Below are 15,312 nucleotides of genomic sequence, written 5' to 3' on the forward strand. Positions count from 1 at the left end.
CATCCTTATCTGACCCAATGGGCGGCGATTTTAATTACACTGAAGCTTTTAATAGCCTTGATCTTGAAGCAGTAAAAACAGACCTGCATGCCCTTATGACCGATTCGCAGGATTGGTGGCCGGCAGATTTTGGGCATTACGGCGGCCTGTTCATCAGGATGGCATGGCACAGTTCCGGTACTTATCGTATTACAGATGGCCGTGGTGGTGGCGGCGCGGGCCTGCAACGTTTTGCGCCGCTTAACAGCTGGCCCGACAATGCGAACCTCGATAAGGCACGCCTGCTGCTTTGGCCGATAAAAAAGAAATATGGTAAGAAACTTTCGTGGGCCGATTTGATGATACTTGCGGGTAATTGCGCACTGGAGTCGATGGGGTTTGAGACCTTTGGTTTTGGTGGTGGACGCGCGGATGTTTGGGAGCCATCGGAAGATGTGTACTGGGGTGCTGAAACGGAATGGCTGGGCGATAAGCGTTATACCAGTAACCGGGAGTTGGAAAACCCACTTGCTGCTGTGCAGATGGGCTTGATTTACGTTAACCCGGAGGGACCCAACGGAAACCCCGACCCACTGGCATCAGCCCGCGACATCCGCGAAACGTTTGGCCGCATGGCGATGGACGACGAAGAAACCGTAGCACTGATTGCGGGCGGACACAGTTTTGGTAAAACCCACGGCGCTGCTGATCCAGGTAAATATGTTGACAAAGAACCCGCAGGTGCAGGTATAGTTGAGCAAGGCCTCGGCTGGAAAAACAGCTACGGCAGCGGTAATGCAGGCGATACCATAACCAGTGGCTTAGAAGGTGCATGGACTACCACACCTACAAAGTGGAGTAATAACTATTTTGAAAACTTATTTGGTTTTGAATGGGAACTAACGAAGAGCCCTGCCGGTGCAAATCAATGGAAACCGAAGGATAATGCAGGATCAGGTACCGTTCCTGATGCTCACGACCCGGCAAAGCGCCACGCACCGTTTATGCTTACTACAGATATTGCCTTACGGGTAGATCCTACTTACGAACAGATATCGCGTCGTTTTCTGGCGAACCCCGACCAGTTTGCAGATGCTTTTGCCCGCGCATGGTTTAAACTAACGCACCGCGATATGGGGCCACGTGCCCGCTACCTTGGTCCGGAAGTGCCTGCGGAAGAACTGATCTGGCAGGACCCGATCCCGGCAGTTACGCATGAACTAATTGATGAACAGGATATAGCTGCACTGAAAAGTAAGATATTGGCCTCGGGACTTTCGGTATCTCAGCTCGTGTCAACCGCATGGGCTTCGGCATCAACCTTCCGTGGGTCTGATAAACGCGGCGGCGCAAATGGGGCACGCATCCGCCTCGACCCGCAGAGGGATTGGGAAGTAAACAACCCGGGCCAACTGGCCAAAGTGTTAGGAGCACTTGAAGGTATTCAAAATGAATTTAACAGCGCACAGCAAGGCGGTAAGCGCGTATCGCTGGCTGATTTGATTGTTTTGGGCGGATCCGCTGGAGTTGAACAAGCTGCAAAGAATGCCGGGCATGACGTGAGCGTGCCGTTCACACCGGGGCGTACAGATGCATCGCAGGAGCAAACGGATGTTGAGTCGTTCGGTGTAATGGAACCGGGTGCAGATGGGTTCCGCAATTATTTGAAGAACCACCATATTGCAGCATCAGAGGCTATGCTGGTTGATAAAGCACAGCTTTTGACCCTAACAGCACCCGAAATGACGGTGCTGGTTGGCGGTATGCGCGTACTGGGTACAAATTTCAACCAATCTCAACACGGCGTATTCACTAAACGCCCGGGTGCGCTTACTAACGACTTTTTTGCGAATCTGATAGATTTTAACACGAAGTGGAGCGCAATATCTGACGCGCAGGACTTTTTTGAAGGACACGACCGTAAGACAAATGAACTGAAATGGATAGGCACCCGTGCCGACCTGATCTTCGGTTCAAACTCCGAGCTTCGCGCCCTGGCCGAGGTTTATGCGTGCGACGATTCGCAGGAGCAGTTTGTAAACGATTTTGTTGCTGCATGGGTTAAAGTGATGAACCTTGACCGCTTTGACCTTGCTTAATTTAAGCAGCGGTTTATAAAATTATAATAGGTGGCCTGGCAACGGGGCACCTATTTTGTATATGGCAGATAGTGTAAGTTGACCTGTCCATTCCATTACCTGATACGTTAAAACCACTTAGCGACTATCAGCGGGATATTTGTTTTGTTACGATATTGTTAAATTTTAAAAGGCAGATTTACAGACCGGGTTTATTTATTATTTTTAGGTTTTAAACGGCTTTGGTCCTCACCCCTGGCCACGCGCTATCAGCATGTGGCAACGTCCAACACCATTTGTATTGATTAACAAGGATTTATATAATCCATTATTTACAAGCCGAAACGAATCTTTATTTTTTAATTAACATAAACAAATCTACCAATGAGCACAATCAAAGTAAAAGACGGAACCGAAATTTATTATAAGGATTGGGGAACCGGGCAACCGCTATTTTTTCATCATGGCTGGCCGCTATCTGGCGATGACTGGGATGCGCAAATGATGTTTTTCCTTGCGCAGGGTTTCAGGGTTATTGCCCATGATCGCCGCGGGCACGGCAGATCAAGTCAAACGGCCGAGGGACATGACATGGATACCTACGCAGCTGATGTAGCTGAGCTTACCCATGCGCTCGATTTAAAAGATGCGGTGCACATTGGCCACTCTACTGGCGGTGGTGAAGTTATCCGTTATGTTGCAAAGCATGGAAAGGGCCGCGTAGCCAAAGCAGTTCTGATTAGTGCAGTTACCCCAATAATGGCTAAAACTGAAAGCAACCCTGACGGTATCCCAATGTCGATATTCGACGAAATACGCGAAGGCACAGCATCGCACCGCCCGCAATATTTCCAGGATTTTACCATGCCATTTTATGGATTTAACCGTGAAGGAGCGAAAGTATCGCAGGGAATTAGAGATAACTGGTGGCGCCAGGGCATGATGGGCGCTATAAAAGCACATTATGATTGTATTAAGGCTTTTTCGGAAACCGATTTTACAGAAGACCTTAAAAGCGTAGATATCCCTGTATTGGTTATGCACGGCGAGGATGACCAGATCGTTCCCTTCCCGCTTACAGGCGTAAAAGCAGCGAAGCTTTTGAAGAATGGGAAACTTATTTCCTACCCGGGCTTTCCTCATGGAATGCCGACAACAGAAGCTGCAACCATAAATAAAGATCTTTTGGCTTTTATTAAATCATAGTAATAAGAAAATTACCGTTCCGGATAACGAGGGTAATAAGCGCTTTTGTTAACGGGTAAAAATTAACGCCTTGAAAATTATATTTCAAGGCGTTATGTATTTTCTATAAACAGCGGATACATAAAAGCAGTTGGTCAATCTATCGGCCCGGCTTTATTGCGCCCGTTGATACTAACAGCCTGTTAGTTGAAAATAAACCCATTTACATTGAAGCAATTTGTAGCATGATAAAATAAGCTGCATCTTTATTTGAGATAAGCCTGGTGTATTAATTAAAAGCTTTAGAACGCAACATGTATTTTACCGCTATTCCGGACCATTCCAAACCGGGTTTTGATGAACAATTGCATTTCAGCAAGTTCAAAAAGCATAACATAATTTTCAATGCGCTCAGTAGTTATGGACATTGCGACAAACACGTGGGTTGCCTGTCGTTTAAAACCGTATTAACCGGCGAAGAATGGTATGGTGTAAACAATAACCGGCTTGCTATCAGGCCGGGGCAATTTCTTGTTTTAAACGATGACCAAACTTACTCCTGTAATATAGCCGGCAACGAAAAAGTGAGAAGTTTTTCGGTCTTTTTTGAAAATGAATTTGCTGCATCGGTGCTTCAGGATACCCTTACCAGTGAAGGTGGGCTGCTGGATAATTATGCCCTTACCAACTCAACACTGCCCGAGTTTTTTCAAACGCTTAATAATTTCGACCTGGAATTGCAGCAACATTTGTCGGGCCTTATTGCATCCCTCGAAAACTTTGGATACGTTGCTGCAATGATGGATGAATCCCTTGTTTTTTTGTTACGTTATTTGCTGCGTGTACACAATAAAGATAGGAGTCGTTCAAATCATGTGCAGGCAATTAAATCGAGTACAAAAACGGAGTTGTACAAACGGCTATGTATTGCCAAAGATATCCTGCATTCATCGTTTATGGAAAACCCCGGCCTTGATTTTATAGGTGCTTCGGCTTGTTTATCAGTTCCCCAGCTGGTAAGGCAGTTTAAGGCTGTTTTTCACGTTACCCCCTATCAATATCTTATCCGCATCAAACTTGAGCACGCGGCCCGTTTGCTGAAACATACCAACAATCCTATTCATTCGGTCACCTGGATGTGCGGCTTCGAAGATACCAGCGCTTTTTGCCGGGCATTTAAATCGCAATATGGCCTTAGTCCCGTTGGTTTCAGAACACAGGTTTGATAAATTGAGCATCCCGGCACACTTCTCAAGCTACTTCAAATATAGTTGATGATTGCAAAATACTTTTTCTCTCATCTATATCGCGTTAAACAAGACACTGCTCAATTAAGACCAGCGCTCTGCATCCGACTAGTCTTTTTCTATCGACGTTCGCCCGGCAAACCATAGCTTAGTGTATTTTATGTGTTTTTGGAAAATTGTTTTAGCTGAACGATAAAAAATATTAATTGCCGCGAAATAAATACAGGCTCCAGGAAATTTTTGTGGGAATTAGCACATTTAAAGCTAGATATGTAAAATATCAGCGCAGCACTTCGACATTATTTAAAAAGATAAAAGGGTTCGCGGAAGGCCCGGGTGACATGTTTGCGGTATGGTTAAAATAGGGTAAGTGTAAATAGCATAAAAAAAATAATTTTATAGATGAATTTTTTTTGTGGTTGACAAACAAATTTTTGCATAGCTTTAGCAAACCAATTTCCGGACCTAATGTGTTATAAAACTCTCACCGATACTCAGTTGGCCGACCTTCTTCACGAAGGCGACGAAGGGGCATTTAACGAGATTTATAAGCGTTTTTGGAAGAAAATTTACAACGAATCGTATAAGCGTTTAAAGGATGCTGAATTAGCCGAAGATGTTGTACAAGATGTTTTTGCCGACCTTTGGATAAAAAGAGCGGGCAGGAATATTGAAAACTTAGCGGCCTATCTGGTTAGTGCAACGCGCTACCAGGTATTTATGCTGTATAAAAAGAATAATAATCAGCCATTTTTTGAGTGTCCGTTAGAATATTTGAACCATCCGTCCCTTTTTGCCGACTCTGTTTATGAAGTTCGGGAATTGAAAGATTGTATAAACGAATGGATGAGTATGCAGCCTGAAAAAAGACGGGAAGTTTTCCGGTTAAAATTTATCGAAGACAAGTCGACAAAAGAAATTGGCGAAGTATTAAATATCTCTCAAAAAACTGTTCAAAATCAGTATACAACTTCCTTGCATAGCCTGCGGTCAACCTTAAGTAAATTACTATTGGTACTATTGTTTTTATTTGCCCGGTAAGGTATCTCCCCTTACTAATTAAAAAAAGTTTTTCGGACATGGGATATTGTACCGGTTTTATATACTGTTATATATAGTTAGTGTTTTCAATATTGTATGCTATCAATGCATATGACACTAAAATTTAAGTTTTGCACTGTAATACGTGAGATATATTGCAGGTTTAGTTGATTGATTAACACGAGGGGCTGCTTATGCGGCCCCTTGTTTGTTTAAAACGACTTTATATTAAAGTTAACTTAACAGTTTGGTAATATTTTTTTGGGCTTGGGATATTTTCCGGTATTTATATACTGTATTGTATAGAGTTGATAAACTATGTCTTCACAACTGACAAAAGAATTCCTGAAATTAAAAAAGAAGTTTCTGAACGGAACGGCTTCGCCTGCTGAAATTGAATTGCTTGAGCAATATTATGAGCTCTTTGCCAATGAAGAGGAAGCAACCAGCCAACTAACCGAACCGGAAATAGTAAGGCTGGAAGAGTCTTTGAAAGAAGGCATCGCCTATCGTATTGCAGCAAACGCCAGGCAATCAATCCCATTTTATAAACGGACTTTAACACGTGCCGCTGCAATATTGGTTTTTGCGTCTGTTGGGTTGTATTTATTATATAATCATTATCCCGGGCGCCCGCAGCAGATCGTAAATAATAAGATATACAAGAACGACATAGCCCCCGGTGGCAATAAGGCAATTTTAACACTTGCAGACGGATCAAAACTGGTATTAAATAATAGTAAGAATGGCGCCCTTGCAACACAGGCTGGTATACAGATAGTTAAACAGGACAGTACGCTTTCGTACAAAGCAACGGCCGGGAGTAAAAGCCAGGCCGCTTATAATACCATCACTACCCCTTATGGTGGGCAATATCAACTGGTACTTGCCGATGGAACAAAAGTTTGGTTAAATGCAGCCTCGTCCTTAAGATACCCAACTTCATTTACCGGTAAAGACAGAAGTGTCGAACTGACCGGTGAAGCCTATTTTGAAGTAGCTAAAAATAAGAATCAGCCGTTTAATGTAAAAACAGCCACGCAGACTGTGCAGGTATTAGGCACACATTTTAACGTAAATGCCTACAGCGACGAAAAGGCCGTTAAAACCACCCTGCTGGAAGGCAGTGTTAAAGTTTCTTCGGCTACCGCGAATGTAATGATCAGTCCTGGCCAGCAATCGGCCCTTGCCAAAAACGGGTTATTTTTGATAGACAAAGATTTGGATACCGACGAAATAGTGGCCTGGAAGAATGGCGTATTTCAGTTTAACGAGGCCGACATTCAAACTATTATGCGGCAGATTGCCCGGTGGTATAATATTGATGTTGAATTTAAAGGAACTATACCTGCAAACACCTATCACGGAAAAATATCGCGCAATTCAAATGTGTCGCAGGTGCTAAAAATACTTGAATTGAGCGGAATTAATTTTACTATAGAAGGGAGGAAGATTACCGTAAAATCATAACTGGTAAAACATAAAGCTAGCGGCCAGGTCCGATAGCTTTTGCCAGCAAAAAAGCCGAAAGTGTTCGAGCACTTCCGGCAGTCCGGCTGGGAAATTTAAATGATATTTTGCTACTCATTATCTAACCCAAAACCAAACAAATGTATGGAAATTTCTACTATTTATCCGTTGCGGTGTAACTACCCACGGCTTAAAAAGCTCATGTTGGTTATGAAACTAACTATTACCCTAATTATTGCAGCGTGTCTTCATCTAAGTGCAAGTACTTTCGGCCAGAACATAACGATAGCCGAGAAAAACACGAAGCTCGAGAAAGTCCTCAATCAAATTGAGAAACAAAGTGGCTATACTTTTTGGTATAACACCGAACTGATCAAAAAGTCGCCCAAAATTTCCCTGGACGTAAAAAATGCTACGCTAGACCAAGCCTTAACCTTGTGCCTTAAAAACCTACCGTTAACCTATGCAATTGTTCAAAACACAATTGTGATTAAGGCAAAGCAGGTCAATAGTCTTGTTGCTGTCACGGAGCAGGTGGCGCCGGCAAAAATCACCGGGACGGTGGTTGACGAAAAAGGTATGCCCTTACCCGGGGCATCGGTAAAAGTAAAAGGGACAAATGCAGGGACCGTTACTGATGTAAAAGGTGTATTTAATATCGACGCACAGGATAATAGTGTTTTGGTTGTAAGCTACATTGGCTATAAAACCAAAGAAGTAACCCTTGCCGGCAATACATCATTAACTATTACGCTTACACCTTCAGATGGATTGAGTGAAGTGGTAGTAACTGCACTTGGCATCAAACGCGAAGCCAGGTCATTAGGATATTCGGATCAAAAAGTTTCCGGAGCAGATATCATCAAGGCCGATCCGCCAAATATTTCCGGCGGGCTTATCGGAAAAGTTTCGGGCCTGAATATTTCGGTACCCAATGGCGTAGAAGGCAGTTCCAGCCGTATAATTATCCGTGGTAATAACAATTTATTGGGCAACAACCAGCCGTTGATTGTGGTAGACGGGGTAATGATTGACAACGAAACTATTTTGCCCGGTGGTGTCAATATGAGTACAGAAAACCTGTTGGGACGGCGTAATGACGTTAGTCAAAGCCAACCGGTAGATTATGGTTCCTTTTTGAACACGGTTAATCCAAACGATTTGGAAAGTGTTAACGTGTTGAAAGGGCCTACTGCTGCGGCATTATACGGTGCAAGAGGTGCTAACGGTGTAATCTTGATTACCACCAAAAAAGGTTCCAAGCAAAAAGGCCTTGGGCTATCCTATAACTTTACCGACCGCTGGAACGATCCGTACCGTTTTGTAAAACTGCAGGACGAATATGGCAGCGGTATGACGCAGGCCTTATATTCGGCCGATGCTCCGTTTTTGAAAGACGCTAATGGCAACAACCGGCAGTTTAACGAAAACGACCAGTACGGCTCTGACTATGGTAATATTCCTGGCGGCGGTGCTTTTTATAATTATATCGGCTTCCCGGGCGATGGCGCTTCATGGGGCCCTAAAATGTCGGGCCAGCCATTGGTTTGGTGGGATGGTGTTACAAGACCTTATACCGGTAATTCCAACATTTTTAAAAGTTATTATAAAACAGGCCAAACAAGAACACACAATTTGTCTTTTTCGGGTGGTGGTGATATAGGTACGCTGCGCGTTTCTTACACGCGTACTGACAATGATGCGATAACTTATAACAGCAATTCAGCTCAAAATGCATTTAACATCGGATCATCTATTAATGTAAGTAACAAGGTAAAAGTAGAGGCAACGGTAAGCTATACAAATGTAAGCCGGTTAAATGCCCCCAATATTTACGGTGAGCCGAATGGTGTGGGATATATTACCACTTACGGATTGCCTGCTGATTACAAGCCACTGGAAAGAGGTTTAACCTTTAACCCGGATGGGTCACAAAACCAGCTGGTGCTTAATAATGCACCTTACCCAAGCCAGGGTGTACAAAACTACTGGTGGAACACACTTGAAAACAATACCACATTTACCCAAAATCAATTGATAGGTTCGGTGAGATTAATTGCTGACATCCTTCCCTGGTTAAATGCTACAGCGCACACTGGTATTAATTATTACACCAACCAGTTTGAAACCAAAAATACCCCAACCGATGTAACAGGATTAAATGGCAAGTACTCCAATGATTTATCAAATGTAAAAACGGTAAATACGGATGCGTTGTTAACTGCACATAAGAAAGATCTGTTTAAAGATATTGACGGCAGCATAAGCGTAGGCGCCAGTAATTATCACAACCAGATGTATGATCTATCTGCATATAATAATGGCCCGTTTGCCGTACCTTTCCTTTATAACCTGTCTAACTATACGGGCTCAAATGTTTATAAGCCAACTGAAAACAGGCTTGAAAGCGAGATCAATTCAGTATATGGTCTCCTGAACCTATCCTATAAAAAATACTTGTTTTTAGAAGTTACTGAAAGAAACGATTGGTCCTCTACGTTGCCTGCCTCAAACAGGTCTTTTTCGTACCCGTCGGCCAGCTTGAGTTTTGTATTTACCGATGCATTTAAAATGGATGCTGTAAAAAACTGGTTAAGTTTTGGAAAGATACGTATTGCTGATGCATCAAGCGCCAATGGCACAGTACCTTATCAAACCGTTTTTAACTATAATCAATCCACATTTGGTGGGCAATCTACCCTCACCGTTCCTGGCATTTTGCCAACGCCGGTGGCACCGCAAACGTCCAAATCAGTCGAGGTTGGGGCAGAGCTTGGGTTTTTTGATAACAGGATAGACTTAAACGTTAGCTATTATAATATCAGCTCTTATAACCAGATATTGCCGATCAATGTTGCCAATTCTTCGGGTGCAGGAGGTATCACTATTAATACAGGCTCGCTGCAAAACCGCGGTATTGAGTTTACGATAAACGCCAAAGCAATAAGTTCAAAAAACTTTAGCTGGGATATTGGCTTAAACGGTGCGCACAACAGCAATAAAGTGGTTTCACTTTCTCCTGGTGTCGACCAGATTCCGTTGGGTACCTGGTTTGGTGGCAATGGCGTTAATATGAATGCACACGTAGGCGATCAATATGGTACCATTTATGGTTACGATTATAAATATTTAAATGGCCAGAAAGTAGTTAATTTGATTTATGGTGATGGGACCAATACTGGTAACGGCCCTGTAATTGGTGCACAATATGCGACTACGCCCAACTATGTAAAAATAGGCAATGCAACGCCTACACTTACCGGTGGTTTATCCAACACATTTCAATACAAAAACTTCAGCCTGTATGTGCTTGCCGATTTCAAAATTGGGGGACAGATATGGTCGGCTGATTATTCCTCGTTTATGGGCCAGGGCCAGGCGCCCGAAACTCTTGTGGAGCGTAACGGCGGCGGATTACCAATCACTTATCCCGATGGAACCAAAGGGAATAACGGTGTGATACTGCAAGGTGTTACCCCTAACGGCCAAGCCAACACCGCTGTTGTAAATTCATGGTGGAAATATGCCGGTAATTATCAGTCGTGGAGCAACATACCTATGGTAAGGAGCAATGGTATATTTACCAACAGCTGGGCGAAAATGCGGGAGGTGAACCTTTCCTACAGGGTGCCTGAAAGCGTCATCAAACACACCAAAATATTGCAGGGCTTAACGCTGTCATTAATAGGCCGTGATTTGTTTTACATCTTCACCAAGTTGCCTGATAACTTGAACCCGGAAAGCTTGACCGGTACCGGCAATATGCAGGGTATCCAATGGAACCAATTGCCAGGTGTAAGGTCTTTCGCTTTCTCCATAAAATCTAATTTTTAATAAAAGAATTTACTTATCAACTTAATAATAATTGATATGAATCGTAAAAGAAATATTATATTGAAAGGGATGGGTTTTATCATGATGCTTGTTGCAGTTAGCTCCTGTACCAAAAAATTTGATACCATCAATACGCCGCCATTTGGCTCACCTATAGCCAATGTGCAGCAGTTATTTACCGGCTTTGAATCGAACCTGCAACTGGGCGACCCCCAGGTTAGCTACAACAGCTGGGTATATCCTATTACCCAGCAGGGCGTGGTGTATACCAAGGCCGATTATGTATATGGCACAGACGGGAGCGAAAACTGGAATTCGTTTTACAATAACCTGTCTAACTACAATTCCCTGATGGGGGTAATTGCTGCCAGTAAAGACCCTGCTATTTACACTAATGTAACAGCAATGGCAAAAGTATTAAAGGCATACCAGGCCGTTAAACTGTCAAATATGTACGGTGCTATGCCATATTCGGAAGCTGGCAAGGCGCTTTACTACAGCCCGACCAACAAAGGGGTGCTAACACCTAAATATGATAGCCAGCAAGCAGTATACCTTTCCTGCCTGGCCGATCTTAAGTGGGCTGTTGATCATTTAAGCGCTACAGATGCTAACCAATATTCTATGGGAAGTGGCGATGTATTGCTGCAGAATAATATAAGCCAGTGGATTGAATTTGCTAATTCACTCCGCCTGCGTGTGGCGCTCACCATGTATGATAAGGACCAGGCAGATGCCGCACCGCAGATTACCGAGGCGTTAAACAAACCTTTGTTGGATGCAGATAACATCAATGTGGGTTTCTATCCGGGTACCAATGTGCCTAATATGAACCTGGAGGCCAGGCAATATTCTTTTGGCACCGAATGCCGCCTGCGCATGGGCACTACCATGTGGCAATTGATGAGCAGTACCAATGCTACCGATGGCAGCGGTATATTTGACCCAAGATGCAGCATATTTTTTGAGCCAAATAATGCCGGGGAATGGAACCCGTTTCCACAAAATCCAACAACTTCAACGCCGCACGAATTTGGATCGCCGTATAATTCAACAAGGGATAATGACTGGTTGGATAAAGATAATGGTACAACCAACCTGTATGCAAACTTTAATTATTTTTGGGCCAGGGATGTAACTATGCCGGAGTTGTTTATGACAACTTCAGAAGTGCATTTCATGAAGGCAGAAGCTTATTTACGGGGCATAGGCACAACCGTTAATGTGGGGACGGCTATGAACGAATATATTGCCGGCATCAAGTCATCAGTAACGTTCTGGACAGATAAGGCTATCTATGCTACTCATAACAATGCAAGTATTGCGTCGATCGGTGCACATCCATGGGCTACCAGCCAACCAAGCGATGCAGCTATGAGTGCCTTTTTAGCCAATCCGGTAGTTGCTTTTGATGCGGGCAGCAGTGCCCACGCGCTAAAACAAATTTATGCGCAGGAGTGGATCGATATGTTCCGCCAGCCATGGGAAGCATGGACGCTGATGAAAAGGACCGGCCAAACACCTGCTGATCCTAATAACGCTGCGGGATATACGACTACCTATGGCAGCTATAACCGCTACCAGTACCCCAGCACTGAGCAAACCTATAATTTTGCTAACTGGCAGGCAGCAACGAGCGGCGGCGACCTAATCAGCACCAAAGTATGGATAGCGAAATAAGAAACCCGTAATAGATTGACATTTTTGTCTGTCAATTTTTTAAGAATTAATTAAATAAAAAAACCAGCCCGGGAAATTTCCCCGGCTGGTTTTTTTGTGGGCGGGTTAAGTGATTAGGCGGTTGTTTTTTAAAACAATTTAGCTAAATTTATTTCAAATAAACCTTGTCGTGAAAAAACCAATCCTTATCCTGCTCCTGGCGTTATTCAGTTTAAATTTGCTGGCAGAAACGTCCGCAATAAAACCTGATACCGTAATTGATGTTTACCTTGATGGCAACAAAAAAGAAAAATCCGCAGCAATAAGCGATATCCTTGTTGTAAGCATTGCGCATGTAAACGGGCTGTTAGCCACGCAAAATGGTGTAAAACAAGTGAGGCTGTTTATCAATAGCATCGAGATAGAAGGCTCGGTGCCTGTCGGCTGGTATTTGCACGGCGATGGCGCCGAGCTTAAGTTCTTGCTTAAGCGCACCGATTTGAACAATAAAACATGGAACATGTTGCTCGGTTATCCTGCGATCGGCGGCCAGTTTTTCAGGCTGCCATTGAGTATCAGTATAGGCCTTACCGGGCAAAGCGCGCAGGCAACCAAAATCGATTCTTTCCAGTTTGTACGCATCGACCGGGGTTGGTTTTGGACATGCCTGGCTGTAATACTCATCTATTTTGGGGTGCTGTTAAGATTTGCAACCGCGACACCCATGTTGCGCGATACCCCTGCGGACCTTACCCCGCTGGGCATTCCGGGCTTATCTGCCGGCAATGCACCTTACAGCCTTGGGAAGGTGCAGATGGCCTTTTGGTTTTCCATCGTGTTAGCCTCCTATATTTTTATCTGGCTGATAACCGACAATTATGAGCTGATAACCTCCGGAACCCTGGTGCTGATTGGCATTGGCGCTGGTACCGGGCTGGGTGCTGTAGGCATTAACAATAACAAGGCGGATAAGACAATAAAACACATACAGGATTTACAGGCACAGCAGGCCGACTTAAGGCAAGCGACGGATTTGTTGAAAGCAGCGCTGCCCGCTGCGGGGGTAGAGGCAATGATCGGGTACAATAATTTCCTGGATTGCCAGCTGACATCAAATATCAACAATCTCATAGATGGCCTGAAAACAGGTAAAGAGAATTTTATCAGCGATATACTTACCGACGAGAATGGCGTGAGCTTTCACCGCCTGCAGATGGTTGTTTTTACAACCGTGCTGGGCTTTGTATTCGTTTACACTGTTTATGCAACCCTCACTATGCCCGACTTTTCGGCGACGTTACTGACCATGCAGGGTATAACCGCAGGGACTTATCTTGGGTTTAAGATACCGGAGAAGCAGGGGTGAGGGGTGGATAATTGCCAAAAAACGTTGCTGTTCACAGTGAAACATATAGAACAGGGTGGAACAGCAAATAGTCAATACCTATTGGTAAAAAGTGCATTTACAATGCGATATGCTGGTTTTTACGTTAAAACCCACCACTAAAAATGTAAAAAGTGCTGACAAAACAGTGTCAGCATTCCATCGTTTTTAATGCCGAACTTTGCATTTTCACGGATACATGTTGGTTGAAGATTGCCGTAGGAATGTCGCCAACGGTGGTAAGGAACTGGCGGGTTTGCGAGCTATACTAATCTTCATGCCTCCTCTTCCAAAAAACCGACTCTTTCCAACGCATTTCCTGGCGGTAAAAGGTTTTTTTGTGGTTGATATAATGGCTCCAAATTTGGTCGATCTGGTATGTATAAGCATTTTGGAAATGGGCCATGTTTTTTGAACCGGGGGTTTCTATCAGCCCGAACACGATCAGCATCTCTGCGAGTTGCATAGCACCGGCCATTGCATTAAACATCCCCTGTGAAGATAGCGGGTCGAAACTTATGGCGGCATCGCCCAATGCCGCCCATTGTTGCCCCGCAACCTGGTTTAAGCGCGTTGAATTGGCAGCAACGGTTTGATGAAATTCAATATCGCCCTGGTTCCTTTCAATAATTTTCGCCATTTCGCTATTGGCTTGTGCGAGCTTAATAAATTGGCTTACATTTTTTATTTCCCGGCGGTCGATTAAGTCCGAATCGGTTTGCAGGGCAAGCATCCGCTTGTTATTGGGTAAAGGCGCGCTATACCACCATCCCAGTTCGCCCGCTGAAATTGTACTCATTTTATTTTGCTCAAAATCGGGCAACGTGGCCCAACAAGCGATCAGTTTATCGAAGTGCTGGCGCTGAATACCTAATTTTCTCGCAAAATGAGATTGCCGGCCACTTGCGTCAATTAAAAATTTTGCCCTGTAACAGTAGTCCTTAGATTTTGATGCTTCACCAACGGGTTCAGCAGTGATATGCCAGCGAAGGTTTTCATAATGCGCGTCATGTAACTTAGCCGGCCAAACACAATTTACGCCCCTGTTTAATGCTGCTTTACGCAGATAGGTTTCAAAGGCCCGGCGGTCCAAATGCCAGCCAAAGCCATCCGGGTTTCGCAAATGGTCTGCAATTTGGACTTGCTCTTTCCCCCAGTAAGATCGTGTCCCGATATTTTTCAGATGTGGGCTTTGCCTGCCAGGCAGAATGGCGTTTTCCAAACCTTCCAATAAGTCGAGCTGTTTGAGGATCCTGCGGGCCGCAGGAGGCAGGCATTCTCCAATTCGCTCAACAGGCTGGTCCAGCTTATCAATCAGCACCACGTGATACGATTTGGCGAGGGCGATAGCGGCAATACAGCCAGCCACACCCCCGCCAATAATCACAACATCAACATCGTTGTTTATTTCGGTATTCATAAAAATTACGGGTAT

General features: G+C 44.2%; 9 protein-coding genes. 8 read left to right on the plus strand and 1 reads right to left on the minus strand.

All coding sequences use genetic code 11. The features are described 5' to 3' along the window. From katG to Q0R52_RS18260, 8 genes are all read left to right on the plus strand, one after another. Positions 1-2,078, plus strand: a 2,078-nt coding sequence (gene katG, locus Q0R52_RS18225; protein WP_295796799.1) for a catalase/peroxidase HPI, incomplete at its 5' end; no start/stop codon positions are given. Positions 2,079-2,441: 363 nt separating this feature from the next. Next, the gene (locus Q0R52_RS18230; protein ID WP_295796801.1) at positions 2,442-3,263 is read left to right on the plus strand and encodes an alpha/beta hydrolase; all 822 of its coding nucleotides are present in this window, start codon (positions 2,442-2,444) and stop codon (positions 3,261-3,263) included. Positions 3,264-3,556: 293 nt separating this feature from the next. Then, positions 3,557-4,468, plus strand: a complete 912-nt coding sequence (locus tag Q0R52_RS18235; protein ID WP_295796803.1) for an AraC family transcriptional regulator — start codon at positions 3,557-3,559, stop codon at positions 4,466-4,468. A 489-nt stretch (positions 4,469-4,957) separates the two neighbouring features. After that, positions 4,958-5,530 carry a sigma-70 family RNA polymerase sigma factor gene (locus Q0R52_RS18240; RefSeq protein ID WP_295796805.1) on the plus strand — a complete coding sequence of 191 codons (573 nt, stop codon included), beginning with the start codon at positions 4,958-4,960 and terminating at the stop codon, positions 5,528-5,530. 318 nt (positions 5,531-5,848) lie between these two features. Next, positions 5,849-7,000 carry a FecR family protein gene (locus Q0R52_RS18245; RefSeq protein ID WP_295796807.1) on the plus strand — a complete coding sequence of 384 codons (1,152 nt, stop codon included), beginning with the start codon at positions 5,849-5,851 and terminating at the stop codon, positions 6,998-7,000. A gap of 210 nt (positions 7,001-7,210) precedes the next feature. After that, entirely contained in the window at positions 7,211-10,834 is a 3,624-nt protein-coding gene (locus tag Q0R52_RS18250; protein ID WP_295796809.1) for a SusC/RagA family TonB-linked outer membrane protein, read from the plus strand. Positions 10,835-10,870: 36 nt separating this feature from the next. Beyond that, complete coding sequence (locus Q0R52_RS18255) at positions 10,871-12,514, plus strand: SusD/RagB family nutrient-binding outer membrane lipoprotein (protein ID WP_295796810.1); 1,644 nt, start codon at positions 10,871-10,873, stop codon at positions 12,512-12,514. Between the two features lie 169 nt (positions 12,515-12,683). Next, positions 12,684-13,859 (plus strand): hypothetical protein, encoded by a 1,176-nt coding sequence (locus Q0R52_RS18260; protein ID WP_295796812.1) that lies wholly within the window; start codon positions 12,684-12,686, stop codon positions 13,857-13,859. A gap of 286 nt (positions 13,860-14,145) precedes the next feature. Here the strand turns inward: Q0R52_RS18260 and Q0R52_RS18265 are convergent, their stop codons facing one another. Continuing rightward, positions 14,146-15,297 carry an NAD(P)/FAD-dependent oxidoreductase gene (locus Q0R52_RS18265; RefSeq protein WP_295796813.1) on the minus strand — a complete coding sequence of 384 codons (1,152 nt, stop codon included), beginning with the start codon at positions 15,295-15,297 and terminating at the stop codon, positions 14,146-14,148. Positions 15,298-15,312 lie beyond the last annotated feature (15 nt).

It is taken from the genome of Mucilaginibacter sp. (assembly GCF_025359345.1).
Classification (GTDB): domain Bacteria; phylum Bacteroidota; class Bacteroidia; order Sphingobacteriales; family Sphingobacteriaceae; genus Mucilaginibacter.

Excerpts from the sequence above, each read along its gene's own strand:
- Q0R52_RS18245 (WP_295796807.1), top strand. The coding sequence starts at position 5,849 with ATGTCTTCACAACTGACAAAAGAATTCCTGAAATTAAAAAAGAAGTTT.
- Q0R52_RS18255 (WP_295796810.1), top strand. The coding sequence starts at position 10,871 with ATGAATCGTAAAAGAAATATTATATTGAAAGGGATGGGTTTTATCATG.
- Q0R52_RS18235 (WP_295796803.1), top strand. The coding sequence starts at position 3,557 with ATGTATTTTACCGCTATTCCGGACCATTCCAAACCGGGTTTTGATGAA.
- Q0R52_RS18240 (WP_295796805.1), top strand. The coding sequence starts at position 4,958 with ATGTGTTATAAAACTCTCACCGATACTCAGTTGGCCGACCTTCTTCAC.
- Q0R52_RS18250 (WP_295796809.1), top strand. The coding sequence starts at position 7,211 with ATGAAACTAACTATTACCCTAATTATTGCAGCGTGTCTTCATCTAAGT.
- Q0R52_RS18230 (WP_295796801.1), top strand. The coding sequence starts at position 2,442 with ATGAGCACAATCAAAGTAAAAGACGGAACCGAAATTTATTATAAGGAT.
- Q0R52_RS18265 (WP_295796813.1), bottom strand. The coding sequence starts at position 15,297 with ATGAATACCGAAATAAACAACGATGTTGATGTTGTGATTATTGGCGGG.